Genomic DNA, 17,522 nt, shown 5'->3' with positions numbered 1-17,522 from the left:
TCGCAGGATCCTCCGGAAGGGAATGAGATGACAGCGACGACGGACAGCGGCGCCGGGGCGACGGCCACCGCCGAGCCGAGAGGCGACGGGAGCCTCGCCGACCGTGCGGAGCGCACGGCCGCCCTCGCCGTGGAGAACCTGCTCGCACGGCAGGACGAGGCGGGCTGGTGGAAGGGCGACCTGGAGACCAACGTCACCATGGACGCCGAGGACCTGCTGCTGCGCGAGTTCCTCGGAATCCGCGACGAGACCACCACGCGGGAGGCGGCCCGCTTCGTACGCTCGCAACAGCGGGCGGACGGCACCTGGGCCACCTTCCACGGCGGGCCCGGAGACCTCTCCACGACCATCGAGGCGTACGTAGCGCTGCGGCTGGCCGGCGACGCGCCCCACGCGCCGCACATGGAGCGGGCCTCGGCGTGGGTGCGCGAGCAGGGCGGCGTCGTCTCCAGCCGGGTCTTCACCAGGATCTGGCTGGCGCTCTTCGGCTGGTGGCGCTGGGCCGACCTGCCCGAGATGCCGCCGGAGATGATCTGGTTCCCGAAGTGGTTCCCGCTCAACATCTACGACTTCGGCTGCTGGGCACGGCAGACGATCGTGCCGCTCACCGTCGTGTGCGCGAAGCGGCCCGTACGGGCGGCGCCTTTCGCGCTCGACGAGCTGCACCGGGACCCGGCGTGCCCCAACCCCCCGCGCGGGATGGCTCCGGCGGCCAGCTGGGAGGGCTTCTTCCAGCGCCTGGACCGTACGCTGCACGCCTACCGCAAGGTCGCCTCCCGCTCGCTGCGGGCCGCCGCGCTGCGCAGCGCCGCCCGGTGGATCATCGAGCGGCAGGAGAACGACGGCTGCTGGGGAGGCATCCAGCCGCCCGCCGTCTACTCGCTGATCGCGCTGCGCCTCCTCGGCTACGACCTGGACCACCCGGTCATGCGTGCCGGGCTGGCCTCCCTGGACCGCTACACCGTCAGATACGAGGGCGGCCACGGGGAGGCGGGGAACGGGAAGTCCGAGGACGCGCGTTCCGAGCACGCTCGGGACGGTGCCATGCGGATGGTCGAGGCGTGCCAGTCCCCGGTCTGGGACACCTGCCTGGCCACCATCGCGCTCGCCGACGCGGGCGTGCCGCCCGACCATCCCGCGCTGCTCAAGGCCGCGGACTGGATGCTCGGCGAGCAGGTGCTGCGTCCCGGCGACTGGTCCGTACGCAAACCCCAACTGGCGCCGGGCGGCTGGGCGTTCGAGTTCGAGAACGACAACTACCCCGACGCGGACGACACCGCCGAGGTCGTCCTCGCGCTGCGCCGCGTACGCCACCGCGACCAGCCGCGCGTCGACCGCGCGGTGCGCAGGGCCGTTCGCTGGAGCCTCGGCATGCAATCCAGGAACGGCGCGTGGGGCGCCTTCGACGCCGACAATGACAGCGCCTTCCCCAACCGGCTGCCCTTCTGCGACTTCGGCGAGGTCATCGACCCGCCTTCCGCCGACGTCACCGCCCACGTCGTGGAGATGCTCTCGGCGGAGGGCCGCCGCGACGATCCGCGCGTGCGCAAGGCCGTGGTCTGGCTGCTGTCCGAACAGGAGGTCAGCGGCGCCTGGTTCGGCCGCTGGGGCGTCAACTACATCTACGGGACGGGGTCGGTGGTTCCGGCTCTCATCGCGGCCGGGCTGTCCGCCTCCCATCCCGCCGTGCGCCGCGCCGTCAGCTGGCTGGAGAGCGTGCAGAACGGCGACGGCGGCTGGGGCGAGGACCTGCGCTCCTACCGCCCGGGCCACGAGCGCGAGTGGGCGGGCCGCGGCACCTCGACCGCCTCGCAGACCGGCTGGGCGCTGCTCGCGCTGCTCGCGGCGGGGGAGCGGGAGTCGATGGCCGTCGAGCAGGGGATCAGCTGGCTCGCCCGTACGCAGCGGGAGGACGGCTCGTGGGACGAGCCGCACTTCACCGGCACCGGATTCCCCTGGGACTTCTCCATCAACTACCACCTCTACCGTCAGGTCTTCCCGCTCACCGCACTCGGCCGGTACCTGCACGCGACCGGCGCCGGTCCCGTGCGGCAGGAAGAGAGATGACCGTCCCCGGTCACCGCGGCCCCCTTCTGATCGCCTGCGCGCTGGGCATCGAACGGCTCGCGCTGCGGCGCTTCGGCGACGCCACGGCCAGGACGGACGGAGCTGACGGGAGGGACGGGCGGGTCACCGTACTGCGCACCGGAATGGGAGCGCAGGCGGCGGGCAGCGCGGTGGCACGGGCCCTGCGGGACGAGCGGGAGCCGGGCAGCACCGCGGTCGTGGCGACGGGCTTCTGCGCCGGGCTGCTGCCCGGCATGCACCCCGGGGACCTCGTCGTCGCCGACGAGACCCGGGACGCCGAGGGCCGCACCGAGTGCACCGGCACCCGGCTGCTGGCCGAGGCGCTGCGCCCCCACGGAACCGTCCACGTCGGGCCGCTGGCCGGGTCCTCGCACATCGTGCACGGACTCACGCGCGCCGCACTGCACACGACGACGGCCGCCGTGGCCGCCGACATGGAGTCCGCCGCCACGCTCCGCACCGCGACGCTCGCCCCCGGCGAGGCGGCCGGGGCCGCGGAGCGCAAGCGCCCCGTTGCGGCCGTACGGGTGGTGGTCGACGCGCCCGGACATGAACTGATCCGTCTCGGGACACTGCGAGGTGGAATATCGGCATTCCGTGTACTCCGCGGAATCATGCCCGCGTTCCTCGAATGGCACCGATCCTTGCTGCTCCCCCGGAGGTGAGCGAGTCATGGCCATGCCTCTGCGTCAGACCGTCCGAATCGGCACGTATCTCTTCCAGCAGAAGCTGCGAGGCCGCGAGAAGTTCCCGTTGATCGTGGAGCTGGAGCCGCTGTTCGCGTGCAATCTGAAGTGCGAGGGCTGCGGGAAGATCCAGCACCCGGCGGGGGTGCTCAAGCAGCGGATGCCGGTCGCGCAGGCCGTCGGGGCCGTGATGGAGTCGGGGGCGCCGATGGTCTCCATCGCGGGCGGCGAGCCGCTGATGCACCCCCAGATCGGGGAGATCGTCCGGCAGCTTGTGGCGAAGAGGAAGTACGTCTTCCTGTGCACCAACGCCATGCTGCTGCGCAAGAAGCTCGAAGAGTTCACCCCCTCCCGCTACTTCGCCTTCGCGGTGCACATCGACGGTCTGCGCGAGCGGCACGACGAGTCCGTCGCGAAGGAAGGCGTCTTCGACGAGGCCGTGGAGGCGATGAAGGAGGCCAAGCGGCGCGGCTTCCGCGTCACCACCAACTCCACCTTCTTCAACACCGATACGCCTCAGACCATCATCGAGGTGCTGGACTACCTCAACGACGAGCTCCAGGTCGACGAGATGATGGTCTCGCCCGCCTACGCCTACGAAAAGGCCCCGGACCAGGAGCACTTCCTGGGCGTCGAGCAGACGCGTGAACTGTTCCGCAAGGCGTTCGCCGGCGGCAACAGGCGCCGCTGGCGGCTCAATCACAGCCCGCTCTTCCTCGACTTCCTGGAAGGCAAGGCGGACTTCCCCTGCACGGCGTGGGCCATTCCCAACTACTCGCTCTTCGGCTGGCAGCGGCCCTGCTACCTCATGAGCGACGGCTACGTGCCCACGTACAAGGAGCTCATCGAGGAGACCGACTGGGAAGCGTACGGCCGCGGCCGCGACCCCCGCTGCGCCAACTGCATGGCGCACTGCGGCTACGAACCCACCGCTGTGCTGGCGACGATGGGCTCGCTCCGGGAGTCCCTGCGCGCGGCCCGGGACACCGTACGCGCCTGAGCCGTACGTACGCCTGCGGCTCCGTGCCCCGCGAGGGCGGCGCGGCCAGCCGCGCACTTCGCAACGAGGAATCCGACACCGAGAAGGGGGCCGGGCGATGGGCGACTTCGACCTCACCGAGCTGCTGGCGGAACGCGGAGCCGAACGGTACGAACTGCACGCACGGCATCTGAACCACCAGCAGCCGCGGATGCTGCGGACCATCGGCTTCGACAAGGTCTACGAACGTGCCGAGGGCGCCCGGCTCTTCGACGCCGAGGGACACGAATACCTCGACATGCTCGCCGGGTTCGGCGTGATGGGAGTCGGCCGGCACCATCCCGTCGTGCGCCAGGCGCTCCACGACGTGCTGGAGGCCCAGCTCGCCGACCTCACGCGCTTCGACTGCCCGCCGCTGCCGGGGCTGCTCGCCGAGCGGCTGCTCGCCCTCACGCCCGGCATGGAGCGGGTCTACTTCGGCAACAGCGGCACGGAGGCCGTGGAGACGGCGCTGAAGTTCGCCCGGTACGCCACCGGGCGGCCCCGGATCCTCTACTGCGACCACGCCTTTCACGGGCTGACCACGGGGTCGCTGTCCGTCAACGGGGAGGCCGTCTTCCGGCGCGGGTTCGGTCCGCTTCTGCCCGACACCGCCGTGCCGCTGGGCGATCTGGCCGCCCTGGAGCGGGAGTTGGGGCGCGGAGAGGTCGCGGCCCTCATCGTCGAGCCGATCCAGGGCAAGGGCGTACACCCCACGCCGCCGGGATACCTCGCCGCGGCCGGCGAACTGCTGCACCGGCACGGCGCGTTGCTCATCGTCGACGAGGTGCAGACGGGCCTGGGCCGCACGGGCGACTTCTTCGCCTACCAGCACGAGGCGGACGTGCGGCCGGACATCGTGTGCGTGGCCAAGGCCCTCTCGGGCGGCTACGTACCGGTCGGCGCGACTCTCGGCAAGGAGTGGATCTTCAAGAAGGTCTTCTCGTCGATGGACCGCGTGCAGATCCACTCGGCGAGCTTCGGCACCAATGCCCAGGCGATGGCCGCCGGGCTGGCGACCCTGTCCGTGATCGAGAACGAGGACCTCACCGCGCGGGCGCGCCGCATCGGCGATCTGCTGCGCGGACAACTCGCGGCGCTCGTCGGGGAGTACGAGATGCTGCACGAGGTGCGCGGGCGCGGACTGATGGTCGGCATCGAGTTCGGCAGGCCCAAGTCGCTGGGCCTGCGCGGACGTTGGACGATGCTCCAGGCCGCGCGGAAGGGGCTCTTCGCGCAGATGGTGGTGGTCCCGCTGCTCCAGCGGCACCGCATCCTCACGCAGGTCTCCGGCGACGAACTCGAAGTCATCAAGCTGACACCGCCGTTGGTGATCGGGGAGGCGGAGGCCGAGCGCTTCGTCGGCGCCTTCAAGCAGATCATGGACGAGGCGCACGACGGCGGCGGCCTCATGTGGGAGTTCGGACGGAACCTGATCAAGCAGGCGGCGGCGAACCGCTGAAGGCCGCCGCGGCCCTTGGCGTCAGCCGTCCTCCAGCAGCCTCTCCTGAAGCCGTCCGCGCGTGGCCGCGTCCAGTCCGAGCCCCTCGGCGAGGTACGCCTCGACGCCGCCCCACGTCTCCTCGATGGTGTTGACGGCGGCGTGGAGATACGCGGTACGCGCGTCGAAGAGCGGGGAGAGCAGCTCCGCCACCTCGGGGGAGACGCCGCCGTTCGCGCCGCGGTGCATCTTGTAGCGGCGGTGCGGCGAGTTGGACTGGAGGTAGTCCGCCTCGATGGCCTCCTGCTCCACCCCGAGCGCCATCAGCGTCACCGCGATCGACAGCCCGGCCCGGTCCTTGCCCGCCGCGCAGTGCATCAGGGCGGGCACGCTGTCGTCCGCGAGGGAGTGCAGGATCCGGCTGTGCTCCGCGGTGCGGTTCTTGATCATCGACCGGTACGAGGCGATCATGCGGGCCGCGCCCTGCCCGTCCGCGAGGACCGTGCGCAGCTGGTCGAGCTCGCCGTCGCGCACCATCTTCCAGAACTCCGCGCCGTCCGCCGGGTCGGAGAGCGGGATGTTCACGTTGCGCACACCCGGGATCTCGATGTCCGGGCCCTCCAGCGCCTGGTCGGCGGAGTTGCGGAAGTCGAAGACCGTGTGCAGCCCGAGGCCGCCCAGGAACTCCGCGTCGGCCTCCGTGGCATGGGCCAGGTGGCCGCTACGGAAGAGGACGCCGTGCCGCAGCCGCCGGCCGTCCGCCGTCGGTACTCCGCCGACGTCGCGGAAGTTGCGCACCCCGGTCAGGGCCGGTTCGGTGGACTGCTGGCTCACGGATGCTCCTCGTCTGTGCGACAGCCGATGCCCGAACCGACGATACGACATGGGGCGGGTGGCGGCTGGTCCGGCTGATGAGAGCGGTGACACAGGGTGCTGTGCCGTACTCGTTGAGTGTCCATGGGTTCGCGCGCCCTGGCGCGCCGGCGGTGCCGGACGGGGATGACTTCCGGCCCCGTCGACGGGGCTGAACGCGGTGCTCCGCGGAGCGGTCCGGCGGAGCGAATATGCCTGCGTCAGCGAATCGGCAACGGTCCTGCATGCACGCTTATGCGCGGTTCGCGTGGATCATCTCGCACAGGGAAACAGCGGGTTGGGTTCCACTTGTGAATCGGTTCATGACGTCCGCGGCGGTGCGGGCCTCCGCGACGTCCGTACGACGCCGACTCGCCCTCCATAGCGGCGAATTGGCAGGCCAGAGGGGGTGTCGCGGTGAACTCCGCGACCCCGGCGGCCAGTTGACCGGCGAGCCTCGTGCCCCGTCCGGGCCCGCCAGGGGATGGCGAAGAGTAACCGCGGGGCTCCGTAAAGGAGTTACGATCCCCACGCGTGCCAGAGCACACGGCGTTGCGATCTTCACTCGTTAGGAGCTGGCGAAGGGTGGCGAATATGTCATCTGCGTCCGCGATGAGTGGTTGTGAGCACTAGCGTGGCGGTGGCGCGACAGAGCTGACGCGCACTGCTCCCGTGCTCCCGAGAAGCCCACCAGCAGACCTCAAGTCAACCGAGGAATCCGATGCCTGAACCCCCGAGCCACGCGGTGCAGACAGGAAGGGGAACATCCGCTCCCGCACACTCCTCGGGCCTCCACCCCGGGAACGTCCCGCTCCCCGTCGCCGCTCCGGGGCCCAACGGCGCAATCCAGCACGGTGCGGCGGCAGTTCAGGCCCCGGCGGTTCAAGCGGCGGCCGCCACGGGCGGCTCCCGGCGGCGGCACGGCCGCGTCCCGGCACGGCAGAGCCAGGGCGACGCCGCGCTCAGACGCCGCATGGTGCGCAACGCCGTGCTGCCCGCCTGCGTCATCGCCGTGGCAGGGGCCGCGGTCGTCGCGTACGTGATGAGCTTCGAGGGCGGCACGGCTGCGTCCGTGCAGGGCGACGACGGGGTCGTGCTCTGGAGCATCCTCGGTGCCGCGCTCTTACTCGTCTGCGGCGTCATCTTCGGGGCGGCCCACACCGCCACCGCGCAGGCCCGTCTCGCGCTGGAGCGCCAGACCGTACTGCGCCGCTCCGTGGCACGCGGACACTCCGAGATCCGCGCCCTGCTGAGCAGGCTAGAGCAGGGCGAGCGTCCCCGGCCCCGCCAGCAGCCGCCGCTGCCCGAACCCGGCGCGCAGGCCGACGCGTTCGAGCTCCTGACCCACGAACTCGCCCACGCGCAGCACGCGGCCGAGACGGCCGTGACCGACGCCGTGGCGCTCGTACGCAGCACCACCAGCGGCAGCGAGGAGAAGGTCGAGGTCTTCGTCAACCTCGCCCGGCGGCTCCAGTCCCTCGTCCACCGGGAGATCGAGCTCCTGGACGAGCTGGAGAACGAGGTCGAGGACCCCGACCTGCTCAAGGGGCTCTTCCACGTCGACCACCTCGCCACCCGCATCCGCCGGCACGCGGAGAACCTCGCCGTTCTCGGCGGCGCCGTCTCCCGCCGCCAGTGGAGCCGCCCCGTCACCATGACCGAGGTGCTGCGATCCTCCATCGCCGAGGTCGAGCAGTATCCGCGGGTCAAGCTCGTACCGCCGATCGAAGGCACCCTTCGCGGGCACGCCGTCGCCGACGTCATCCACCTGCTGGCCGAACTCGTCGAGAACGCCACGGTGTTCTCCGCCCCGCAGACCCAGGTGCTGCTGCGCGCGCAGCACGTGACGGCCGGCCTCGCCATCGAGGTGGAGGACCGCGGGCTCGGAATGCCGGCCGCCGAGCAGAACCGCATGAACGCGGTGCTCTCCGACCCCGAGCGCATCGACGTCGGGGAGCTGCTCCAGGACGGGCGGATCGGCCTGTTCGTGGTCTCGGCGCTCGCCCAGCGGCACGGCATCGTCGTACAGCTTCAGAGCAACATCTACGGCGGGATCCAGGCGGTGCTCGTGCTGCCCCGCGAGGTGCTCGGCGACGACCCCGGTGCGGGCGAACAGTCCGGCGCCGCCGGAGCCGCCGCAAACGGCAACGCCGCCGGCCGTGCCGCTCGCGCACGGGCGGAGAGCGCGGAGCACGCGCACCAGCGCGGCCAACAGCACCCGCACCAGCAGCCGTTGCCGGACGCCGCGCCGGCGCGCTCGATCCCCGCGCAGCCCCGGTCCGGGCACGAGGCTTCGCCGCAGGCGGCGGGGTCCCAGCACGCCTCCCAGGAGCAGCCGCACGCACACTCCCAGGCACAGGCGCACTCGCATGCCCACTCCCGGCCCGAGGCGAACTCCCACTCCCAGGCCCACGCACAGTCCCACTCGCAGGCCCAGTCCCAGTACCGGCCTCAGACCCGACCTCAGCCCCAGACCCAGGCACAGGCGCCGTCCCACGGCGGGCCGCAGGCCCAGCCCCAGCCCCACCCGCAGGCACCCCTTCCCAGGCGATCCGCACCGGCCGGCGGTGCCATGAACGGCGAGCGCCCCGAACTCCCCAAGCGCCGCCGTCAGGAGCACCTCGTGCCCGAGCTGCGTGAGGCACCGGCCGCCCGCGGCGGTGAGTCCGCGGACGCCGGCTGGGACGAGGCGGCCCAGGGCCACGACCCCAGCCTGATGGCGGCGTTCCGGCGCGGCACCAGCCTCGCCGAGAGCGACTCCGACGGCACCACCGGCCGCAGGGCCGACGGCACGGGCACCGACGCCGCCGACCCTGCCGACTAGGCCCGCCCGTGCGCTTTCCGCGATACCCCGCCTTCCGGCACGGGCGTTCCCACCTGCCCACCGGCACGGCCGACCAGACGTCCCCGGCCCCGCGGCCGCACGCAGCACCACAGGCCGCGGGCCCCACCCCGAGATTCCGACGGACCGGGCCCCGCACGGCCCCGTCCCAGCCCGCTCTGCGGTTACCGCCCTGAAGGAGAAGAACGCGATCATGGTGAGTGAAGCCCCCATCGGCCACACGGCAGACCTCTCCTGGCTGCTGACCGGACTCGTCCAGCGTGTGCCCCACACGCGCAGCGCGCTGCTGCTGTCATCCGACGGTCTCGTCAAGGCCTCACACGGTCTGGAGACCGACACCGCCGACCACATGGCGGCGCTCGCGTCCGGGCTGTACTCCCTGGCACGCAGCGCCGGGGTCCGCTTCGGGGACGGCGGTGAGGTGCGCCAAGTGGTCGTGGAACTCGACACGTCGCTGCTCTTCGTCTCGACCGCCGGGCAGGGGGCCTGCATCGCCGTGCTCGCCGGGCGCGACGCCGACGCCGCCGTCCTCGGATACGAGATGGCGATGCTGGTGAAGAGCGTCCGTCCCTATCTGGGCACACCGGCACGACAGCCCGCCGGCCACTGAGGCGGCCGGATGAGACAGGAGCCGTTAGAAGGGCCGTGGCTCGACGACGACGCCGGGCGGCTGATCCGCCCGTACACGGTCAGCAACGGACGTACGAAACCCTCGGCCCAGTTCGACCTGCTGACGATGGTGATGGCCACCGGCGACCGTCCGCACAGCTATCTGGGCCCCGACCACAGCCATGTACTGAAACTGTGCGGCGGACCCGTCTCGGTGGCCGAGATCGCCGCACAGATAGCCCAGCCCGCAGTGGTCACCAAGGTGCTGCTGTCCGACCTGGTGGACTGCGGAGCGATCACTTCGCGTGCTCCGGGGCGTGCACCGCTGGGCAACGACCCGACCGATCGAGACCTGCTGGAGGCGGTGCTGGATGGGCTCCGTAGACGACTCTGAGGCGAGCCGTGCCGATCCGTTCCCTACCGCGCTGAAGATCCTCATCGCCGGCGGCTTCGGGGTCGGCAAGACGACCTTCGTGGGCGCGGTGAGCGAGATCGAGCCCCTCAGTACGGAGGAGCTGCTGACCCAGGTCAGCGCCGCCACCGACAGCCTCGACGGCGTCGAGGACAAGGCCACCACGACGGTGGCCATGGACTTCGGCCGCATCACGCTCAGCGCCTCGCACATGCTCTACCTCTTCGGCACCCCCGGCCAGGAGCGCTTCTGGTTCATGTGGAACGAGCTGTCCGAGGGCGCCCTCGGCGCGGTCGTGCTCGCCGACACCCGGCGCCTCGAACACTGCTTCGCGGCAGTGGACTTCTTCGAGCGGCGCGGGATCAGCTTCATCGTCGCGGTCAACGAGTTCGACAACTCCTACCGCTACGAGCCGGACGAAGTGCGCGCCGCGATCGACCTCAAACCCGATGTGCCGGTGGTGCTCTGCGATGCCCGGCAGGCCAGTTCGGGCACGCAGGTTCTCGTCTCCCTTGTCCAGCATCTGATCAATACGAGGAGCTCCCATGGCACCGATGCAGTTTGACCCCACCAGCCATCTGCTGCTGACCCCGGAGGACGCCGAGGCTCCCAACAGGGTCGTGCGGCTGAGGGAGTTGGGCCTCGGCGAGGCTCCCGTCCCCGAGTTCGACGACTTCGCCCGCCATCTCGCGCGGGTCACGGGCGCCCCGTACGCGATGGTCAACTTCATCGACGAGGAGCGTCAGTACTTCGCCGGACTGTACGCGCCGGGCTCCGACCAGGCCGTCGAGCTGGACGCCTCCTCGAACGCCGGCGAGTCCGTGGGCCGCGTCATGGCGCGCGACCACGGCTACTGCCCGCATGTGATCGTGCGCCGCAAGGCCCTGGTCCTGGAGGACGTCTGCGACTACCCGCGCTTCGCGGGGAACCCCGTCGTCGACGAGATCGGCATCCGCTCCTACCTCGGGGCGCCCCTGATCGACCGTACGGGCATGGCGCTGGGCACGGTGTGCGTCGTCGACCAGGAGCCCCGGCCGTGGGGACGGCAGGGGCTGGAGACCATCAAGTCGATGGCCGCGGACCTCGTGGAGCAGATCCACCGGCGGGAGCACCAGGGGCCCTGACGGGTCCACCGGCGCCCGCCGGCCGCGCAGGCATCCACTGCTGTCAGCCGGCGGGCCGGGGATCGGCCGGGGTCAGCCGGTGGGTTCCGGCTCGCGCCGCACGAGCTCGCTCAGCCGCTCGGACCAGGAGCCCTTGGCCGTGCCGAGGGCGATCTCGCCCAGGCGCAGCCGCTGGACGTCGGAGGTCCCGGCGGGAGCGAAGATGTGGTGGGCGTCGCGCAGATACCGCTCGACGGGCCGGTCGGTGAACAGGCCGCACGCGGCGTGGATCTCCATGGCGTCGCGCGCGGAGTCCAGGGCGTACTCCACGTTCACCAGCTTGGCGTTCATCAACTCCGCGTCGCACGGCAGCCCTTGGTCGAGCAGATGGACGGCGTGATACGCGGCCAGACGTGCCGTCATCAGCCGCGACTGCATCTGGCCGAGCTTGAGCTTGATGGAGCCCAGCTCGCCCAACGGGGCGCCGTAGCGCTGCCGTTCGCCGCAGAACGCGGAGGTCTCGTCCAGGATCGCCTGGTGGATGCCGAGGGAGACGGCGGTGAGGTTCGCGCGCCCGTAGAGAACGCTCGAGGAGTAGGCGACGGCGAGGCCGTCACCCTCCGCACCGAGCCGGTTGGCCGCCGGGACACGGCAGTTGTCGAAGACCAGCTCTCCGAAGCTGAAGCCGTGCAGGCCCATGGCGGGCCGCTGGGCGCCGAGCGAGAAGCCGGGGGTGTCGGACTCGACGAGGAAGGCGGTGAGGCCCTTGGAGCCCTCTCCGGTGCGGACGACGACGCCGTGGAGGTCCCCGACGTGTGAGTTGCCGACGTAGACCTTGCTGCCGTTGAGGATGTAGTCGTCGCCGTCGCGCACGGCGGAGGAGGTCATTCCGAGTACGTGGCCTCCGGAGTCGGGTTCTGTCACGGCGATGGTCGGCAGGCAGTCGCCAGAGGCAATCGCCGGAAGCCACGTTTTCTTTTGCTCTTCGTTGCCGAAGTGAATGATCTTCGCGACGCCGAGCTGTGAAGCCTGGACCATGGCGCCCATCGCGCCGCTCACCCTGGACAGTTCCTCGATCACCACCGTCTTGCCGAGGTGCCCCACGCCCATGCCTCCGTATCCGGGTGGGACGGTGGCGCCGATCCACCCCTGACGGGCGATCTGACGCGACAGTCCGACGGATGCGGTGCGGGTGGCCTCCATCTCGGCTATTCGGGGTGTGACCTCGGTGTTCGCGAACTCCCGGACCGCCACTCGTAATTCCTCGTGGCGTCGGTCCGTGAAGTAGCGTTCCATGACGAGCCCTTCTCCGCGGGTGGCTCCGCTTCCGGTTGGGCGGAGGTCTTGCATCGGCAGCTGACCCGCCCCTGGCATAGGCCGACCGCATTATCCTCCACTGTCGCACCGCCGGTTCAAGATCGCTCAGGCGTTTTGGCCGAAACCCTCCCTCATGCAACCTCAACTGGCTTGTGCAAAGGGGCGTATGCCACCGGCAGCGGACCGGCGCATGCGGGGACGCCCCACAGCATTACCCACTGGCATAGCACCGTTACCGCTTGCGGTCAGCAATTCCGGCCGATTGGCGGCAACTCGACACGGGCGGAACCAAAGTGGATTCGTGAGGATGCGACGCCGGTCGTCGGCGTCTGTGCCGGTTTGTGCGGACAGGAGCCGCTGTGCCGCAGCCCGGCGACCTGTGTGCGCTCCGCGCCGCGGGCGCGTGCGGCGCACGCGTCACGCGAGCCCGCCGGCCGGGCGCCGTGCGGCTGAGGCGAGTGCGCTCGGTTCACTGTATCCGGCGTCAACTGTGCGACGAGTACGGCCAGTACGTCATCGAGGGGCCGGGGCGGTCGGCACATCGTGTACGTGCTCTCACCCCGGAGCGGTGACCTTCACGCCGGACGCACCGGACAGTACGGTGACCGTCTGCGAACCAGCCGGGCGATGCGAGGAGGCGGACACCGTGGGCGGCGTACGGCAGGACCACACGACGGCAGCGGACGGCACCCGGATCGCCACCTACACCTGGCACCCGGACGACGCCGAAGGTGCGGGCAGAACCCCGCGTGCCCTGGTCCAGATCGCCCACGGCGCCGCCGAACACGCCCAGCGCTACGACCGGTTCGCCCGCTTCCTCGGCCGGTACGGCTACGCGGTCGTCGCCTCCGACCACCGCGGCCACGGCGCGACCGCCGAGCAGACCGGCGGATACGGCGTGGTCGGCGAGAGCGGCTGGCGGGCGACCGTCGAGGATCTGAAGGCCGTCGGCGACCGCGTGCGGGCCGAACTGCCCCTCGGCACGCCCTTCGTCTTCTTCGGGCACAGCATGGGCTCCCAACTGGCCCGCGACTACGTCCAGGAGTACGGCGAGGGAGTGGCCGGGCTCGTCCTCTCCGGCACCTTCCGCTCCCTGCCCGGCTGCGAGTCGGAGACGGCGATCCGTCAGCTGGAGGGCGAGATCGACAAGGGCGGCCGTGACGCCGTCTCGGACTTCGTGCCCGATCTGTTCAGCTCGTTCAACGACCCGTACGCCCACCGCACCGGGTTCGAATGGCTCTCCCGCGACGAGGCGGAGGTCGACGTCTACGCGGGCGACGAGCGCTGCGGCTTCGCCTTCAGCGCCGGGCTCTCCCTGGACTGGGTGGTCGGCAGCCGGAAGATCAACGACCCCGAGCAGCTCGGGCGCATCCCGCGCGACCTGCCGGTGCACATCGCCGTCGGCGACCAGGACCCGTGCAACCAGGGCATGACGCTCGTCTACGAACTCCTGGAGGACTTCCGCTACTTGGGGCTGCGCGAGCTGGGGTGGAGGGCGTACGCGGGTGCGCGCCACGAGATCCTCAACGAGACCAACCGCGACGAGGTCCAGACGGACCTTCTCCAGTGGCTCGACGCGCGGGTGTGAGACGTACGTACGGGCGCCGCGCGCGGGCCCGGCTCCGGGAGCCGGCCCCGGGCACCCGGCGCGTCCGGCTCACAGCGTGACCGCGAAGCCCTGCTGGAAGCTGGCGGCGGGCCCGGGACGCGCGTAGTACCAGCCCTGAGCGGTGTCGCAGCCCAACTCCCGCAGTTTCGACGCCTGGTGCTCCGTCTCCACGCCCTCCACGGTCACCGTCAGGCCCAGCGCGTGCGCCAGCGTGACGATGCCCTCGACGAAGGTGACGTCCGCCGGGTCGGCCGGGTGCTGTTGCAGGCCGCGCGTGAAGGAGCGGTCGAGCTTCAGCGTGGTGGCGGGCAGGCGGCGCAGGTTCGCGAGATTCGAGTAGCCGGTGCCGAAGTCGTCGAGCGCGATCTCCACGCCCAGCTCGGCGAGTTGGCGCAGCGGCTTCAGCTCGTCCTCGTCGGCGCCGATCAGCGCGCTCTCCGTCACCTCCAGGCAGAGCGAGGACGGCGCCATGCCGGCGGCCTCCAGCACCGCCACCGTGTCCGGCACCAGATCGGGGTGGTGCAGCTGGCGGGGGGAGAGGTTCACATTGACCCGCAGCGGCCTGGCGTCGTCCACCGGTGCGCCGTTGGCCTTGCTCCCGCCGTTGCCCTTGCTCTTGCCTTTGCCCTTCCTGCTGCCGTTCTTCGACGCGGCGCTGCGCTCCTCGTGCCACGCGCACGCCTGGCGCACCGCCTGCTCCATCACCCAGCGCCCCAACGGGACGATGAGACCGGTGTGTTCGGCGAGCGGGATGAAGCGGTCCGGGCCGAGGAGCCCGTGCACGGGGTGCTTCCAGCGCACCAGGGCCTCGGCTCCGTCCACGTGGCCGTCGCTCATGCGGATCAGCGGCTGGTACTCCAGGAAGAACTCGTCCCGCTCGAGTGCCGCCGGCAACCGGTTCGTCAGGCTGTGCCGGTCTATCGCCCGCGCGTCGGAGTCCGGGTCGGCGAGCTCGTAGCGGTTGCCGCCCGCGTCCTTGGCCCGGTACATGGTGATGTCCGCGCTGCGCATCACCTCCTCGGGGCGCAGCTCGCCGCTCGGGCCCTCGACGATGCCGATGCTCGCCCGTACGGACAGCTCACGGCCGTCGATGCCGATGGGCGTCGCCAGGGCCGCGAGCACCTGGCGGGCCAGCTCGGCGACCTCCTCCGGGCCTGAGGGATCGGTGACGAGCGCCGCGAACTCGTCGCCGCCGATGCGGGCCACGAGGTGGCCGGACCCGGCGGTGCAGGACTGGAGCCGCTCGGCGACGTTGATCAGCAGCTGGTCGCCGACGGCGTGGCCCAGGCTGTCGTTGACGGCCTTGAAGCCGTCGATGTCGAGATAGCACAGCCCGAACCGCTTCACGTCGCTGCTCGCCGACAGGAGCCGGTCGAGCCGCTCGGCGAAGAGGGTGCGGTTGGGCAGGCCCGTCAGCTCGTCGTGCGTCGCCTCGTAGCGCAGCCGCAGATGCAGCAGCCGGCGTTCGGTGATGTCCTCCAGCAGCGCGAGCTGGTAGCGCGGTTCGCCGTCGGCGTCGCGCAGCAGGGAGACGGTGAGATTCGTCCACAGCACCGTGCCGTCGGGCCGGTGGTACGGCTTTTCCACGCGGAAGTGATCGCGCTCGCCGCGCACCAACTGCCGGTGCATGCGCCAGACATGGGGAGCGTCGTCCGGATGCACCCACTCGTTGACGTTGCGCCGGCGCATCTCCTCCTCGGAGCGGCCGAACATCCGGGCCAGAGCCCCGTTGGCGTCCCGGATACGCCCGTCCATGTCGGCGATGGAGATGCCGATGGTGGTGCCGTTGAAGACGGCGCGGAAGCGTGTCTCGCTGGCGTGCAGCGCCTCCTCCACGGCCGTCTGGGCGGCCAGGGCGGCCCGGGAGAGGGACTCCTGCTCGCTGAGCGTGCGGTCGCGCAGGGCCTGGGTGAAGCCGGCGGCGATGGAGTGCTGGAGGCGGGAGCAGCGGGCCCGTGCCTCGTCGACGTGGAGCTCGGAGCTCTCCGGGTCGCGTCCGTAGAGCACCAGGTAGGAGTCGATGACGCCGAGGAGATGCGGCAGCGCGTCGGGGCTGGTGCAGTGGCCGTCGACGAGCGCGGAGCCGACCTCGCGGCCGACGGCCGGGGAGAAGGGCTGGGCGTGGAGCGCGTCGCACAGCTGCACGGCCAACGGGTAGAGGTAGTCCTCCAGTTCGGCACGTGTCATCGAGGTCTGCGTCACCGGGTAGACGGCGCGGCTCCAGATCGTCGCGAAGCGCCGTAGTCCGTCGTTCTCGAGCCCTTCGGACTCGTGCGGCCCCGAACTCACCCGACGCTTCCCGCCTTGCGCCCCACCCCTGCGTAGCCGCTGAGGAGGAGAGGATCTTCCGTCTCCGGCATGTCTTCGGGGCGCCAGCGGGGGATCGGCACCACCCCCGGTTCGACGAGGTCGAACCCCTCGAAGAACTGCTTGATCTCCGAGCGGCTGCGCGTGATCAGCGGTGAGCTCGTCTGTCTGTACACGTCGCGGACATCGTCGCCGACGCTGCGCAACGGGCCTTCGTCCGCCGAACTGTGCGACACCACAAGGAGACTGCCGGGTGCGAGAGCGTCACCGATCTCCCTGACGGTCTTCCAGGGATCGTCCTTGTCCTCGATGAAGTGCAGCACGGCCACGAGGAGCACGGCCACGGGCCGCTCCAGGTCCAGCAGCCGTTCCACTTCAGCGCTGCACAGGATGTCCTGCGGGGAGCGGAAGTCGGCCGAGACGACGTCCGCGCGGTCCTCGTCCTCGAGTACGGCGCGGCTGTGGGCGACGGCGACGGGGTCGTTGTCGGCGTAGAGCACGCGGGCGGAGGCCTCAGCGGACAGGGCGACTTCGTGGACGTTTCCGAAGGTGGGGATCCCCGAGCCGATGTCGAGGAACTGCGTGACGCCTTCCCCGATCGCAAAGCGGATGGCGCGGCGCATGAAGGCACGATTCGCCTGGACGATTTTCGGAAGCCCCGGCCAGGCCTCCATGGCACGCTTCCCGGCTTCCCTGTCCACCTCGAAATTGTGCGAGCCGCCCAGATAGTAGTCGTACATCCGGGACACGCTCGGCACCGTCAGGTCTATGCCCTGCGGGGCCCATGCAGGACGTTCCATCCGGGTCTCCAGCTCGTTCAGCTCCACGGCGGCTTGCCGTCGATTCATGAGGCTACTGACAGGTGCGGGGCAGTTGGAAGGAATCGGTAACTCTGCGGCTGGATCTTGTCGGCTGGCGCGGTGAGTTTCCGGGCATAGCACCCTGGCAAGTCCACCCCGGCCGGATGACGCCCCCCGAGAACGGGACGAACTGGGCGGCCCTGCCCCTGTGTTGGCTTCATCTCACTCCGCGGCGCGGGCTGCGACGCGGATGCATGGCACCGTAACCCTCTTCGGTGTCCGAGCGCGCGGGAACGGCAGACCTTCAGTGCGAATTGCACAGGAACGGTACGTGCGGCGTGAGCCGCACGATCCGTGCACGGGGCGGCCAACCCGGCGGATTCCGGGGTGCGTTCGGGGGTGCGGTTCCGGGTCGGTGTGCGTGCGGCACGGGGCCGG

14 protein-coding genes are annotated in these 17,522 nt (G+C 70.7%); 10 read left to right on the top strand and 4 right to left on the bottom strand.

Annotation, left to right across the window (positions count from 1 at the left end; all coding sequences use genetic code 11):
* Positions 1–27: 27 nt before the first annotated feature.
* The 4 genes from shc (at position 28) to QQM67_RS14240 (ending at position 5,254) form a co-directional block, all read left to right on the top strand.
* Positions 28–2,067 (top strand): squalene--hopene cyclase, encoded by a 2,040-nt coding sequence (gene shc / locus QQM67_RS14255; RefSeq protein ID WP_314174186.1) that lies wholly within the window; start codon positions 28–30, stop codon positions 2,065–2,067.
* Positions 2,064–2,753: a phosphorylase family protein gene (locus tag QQM67_RS14250; RefSeq protein WP_314174185.1), complete on the top strand. Its 690-nt coding sequence runs from the start codon at positions 2,064–2,066 to the stop codon at positions 2,751–2,753. Before shc ends, QQM67_RS14250 begins: the two co-directional genes overlap by 4 nt.
* Positions 2,754–2,760: 7 nt before the next feature.
* A complete protein-coding gene (gene hpnH / locus QQM67_RS14245; RefSeq protein WP_314174184.1) occupies positions 2,761–3,774 on the top strand; it encodes an adenosyl-hopene transferase HpnH in 1,014 nt (337 codons plus the stop codon).
* A 97-nt stretch (positions 3,775–3,871) separates the two neighbouring features.
* Positions 3,872–5,254: an aspartate aminotransferase family protein gene (locus QQM67_RS14240; RefSeq protein WP_314174183.1), complete on the top strand. Its 1,383-nt coding sequence runs from the start codon at positions 3,872–3,874 to the stop codon at positions 5,252–5,254.
* 21 nt (positions 5,255–5,275) lie between these two features.
* On the opposite strand, the gene QQM67_RS14235 is transcribed toward QQM67_RS14240, so the two are convergent.
* The gene (locus QQM67_RS14235; protein ID WP_314174182.1) at positions 5,276–6,067 is read right to left on the bottom strand and encodes a tyrosine-protein phosphatase; all 792 of its coding nucleotides are present in this window, start codon (positions 6,065–6,067) and stop codon (positions 5,276–5,278) included.
* A 991-nt stretch (positions 6,068–7,058) separates the two neighbouring features.
* On the opposite strand from QQM67_RS14235, the gene QQM67_RS14230 reads away from it, so the two are divergent.
* From QQM67_RS14230 to QQM67_RS14210, 5 genes are all read left to right on the top strand, one after another.
* Positions 7,059–8,909, top strand: a complete 1,851-nt coding sequence (locus tag QQM67_RS14230) for an ATP-binding protein (protein ID WP_314174181.1) — start codon at positions 7,059–7,061, stop codon at positions 8,907–8,909.
* 211 nt (positions 8,910–9,120) lie between these two features.
* Positions 9,121–9,537 (top strand): roadblock/LC7 domain-containing protein, encoded by a 417-nt coding sequence (locus tag QQM67_RS14225; RefSeq protein WP_314174180.1) that lies wholly within the window; start codon positions 9,121–9,123, stop codon positions 9,535–9,537.
* A 9-nt stretch (positions 9,538–9,546) separates the two neighbouring features.
* Positions 9,547–9,930 (top strand): DUF742 domain-containing protein, encoded by a 384-nt coding sequence (locus QQM67_RS14220; protein WP_314174179.1) that lies wholly within the window; start codon positions 9,547–9,549, stop codon positions 9,928–9,930.
* Entirely contained in the window at positions 9,908–10,513 is a 606-nt protein-coding gene (locus QQM67_RS14215) for a GTP-binding protein (protein ID WP_314174177.1), read from the top strand. Before QQM67_RS14220 ends, QQM67_RS14215 begins: the two co-directional genes overlap by 23 nt.
* Positions 10,503–11,072 carry a GAF domain-containing protein gene (locus QQM67_RS14210; RefSeq protein ID WP_314174482.1) on the top strand — a complete coding sequence of 190 codons (570 nt, stop codon included), beginning with the start codon at positions 10,503–10,505 and terminating at the stop codon, positions 11,070–11,072. Before QQM67_RS14215 ends, QQM67_RS14210 begins: the two co-directional genes overlap by 11 nt.
* A 72-nt stretch (positions 11,073–11,144) precedes the next feature.
* Here the strand turns inward: QQM67_RS14210 and QQM67_RS14205 are convergent, their stop codons facing one another.
* Positions 11,145–12,347 carry an acyl-CoA dehydrogenase family protein gene (locus tag QQM67_RS14205; protein ID WP_314174175.1) on the bottom strand — a complete coding sequence of 401 codons (1,203 nt, stop codon included), beginning with the start codon at positions 12,345–12,347 and terminating at the stop codon, positions 11,145–11,147.
* A 667-nt stretch (positions 12,348–13,014) separates the two neighbouring features.
* Between QQM67_RS14205 and QQM67_RS14200 the strand changes: the two genes are divergently transcribed.
* Positions 13,015–13,956: an alpha/beta hydrolase gene (locus QQM67_RS14200; protein WP_314174481.1), complete on the top strand. Its 942-nt coding sequence runs from the start codon at positions 13,015–13,017 to the stop codon at positions 13,954–13,956.
* A 69-nt stretch (positions 13,957–14,025) separates the two neighbouring features.
* Here the strand turns inward: QQM67_RS14200 and QQM67_RS14195 are convergent, their stop codons facing one another.
* Both QQM67_RS14195 and QQM67_RS14190 read right to left on the bottom strand, forming a co-directional pair.
* A complete protein-coding gene (locus QQM67_RS14195; protein WP_314174173.1) occupies positions 14,026–16,266 on the bottom strand; it encodes a putative bifunctional diguanylate cyclase/phosphodiesterase in 2,241 nt (746 codons plus the stop codon).
* Positions 16,263–17,084 (bottom strand): SAM-dependent methyltransferase, encoded by an 822-nt coding sequence (locus QQM67_RS14190; protein ID WP_314174480.1) that lies wholly within the window; start codon positions 17,082–17,084, stop codon positions 16,263–16,265. The genes QQM67_RS14195 and QQM67_RS14190 overlap by 4 nt, the downstream gene beginning before the upstream one ends.
* Between the last annotated feature and the right edge of the window lie 438 nt (positions 17,085–17,522).

It is taken from the genome of Streptomyces winkii, assembly GCF_032248595.1.
Classification (GTDB): domain Bacteria; phylum Actinomycetota; class Actinomycetes; order Streptomycetales; family Streptomycetaceae; genus Streptomyces; species Streptomyces winkii.
Note: the sequence above shows the minus strand (reverse complement) of the source record. Positions and strands in the feature narration are given on the sequence as shown.

Coding starts and splice junctions, on each gene's coding strand:
- shc (WP_314174186.1), top strand. CDS start 28: ATGACAGCGACGACGGACAGCGGCGCCGGGGCGACGGCCACCGCCGAG.
- QQM67_RS14250 (WP_314174185.1), top strand. CDS start 2,064: ATGACCGTCCCCGGTCACCGCGGCCCCCTTCTGATCGCCTGCGCGCTG.
- hpnH (WP_314174184.1), top strand. CDS start 2,761: ATGGCCATGCCTCTGCGTCAGACCGTCCGAATCGGCACGTATCTCTTC.
- QQM67_RS14240 (WP_314174183.1), top strand. CDS start 3,872: ATGGGCGACTTCGACCTCACCGAGCTGCTGGCGGAACGCGGAGCCGAA.
- QQM67_RS14230 (WP_314174181.1), top strand. CDS start 7,059: ATGGTGCGCAACGCCGTGCTGCCCGCCTGCGTCATCGCCGTGGCAGGG.
- QQM67_RS14225 (WP_314174180.1), top strand. CDS start 9,121: ATGGTGAGTGAAGCCCCCATCGGCCACACGGCAGACCTCTCCTGGCTG.
- QQM67_RS14220 (WP_314174179.1), top strand. CDS start 9,547: ATGAGACAGGAGCCGTTAGAAGGGCCGTGGCTCGACGACGACGCCGGG.
- QQM67_RS14215 (WP_314174177.1), top strand. CDS start 9,908: ATGGGCTCCGTAGACGACTCTGAGGCGAGCCGTGCCGATCCGTTCCCT.
- QQM67_RS14210 (WP_314174482.1), top strand. CDS start 10,503: ATGCAGTTTGACCCCACCAGCCATCTGCTGCTGACCCCGGAGGACGCC.
- QQM67_RS14205 (WP_314174175.1), bottom strand. CDS start 12,347: ATGGAACGCTACTTCACGGACCGACGCCACGAGGAATTACGAGTGGCG.
- QQM67_RS14190 (WP_314174480.1), bottom strand. CDS start 17,084: ATGGAACGTCCTGCATGGGCCCCGCAGGGCATAGACCTGACGGTGCCG.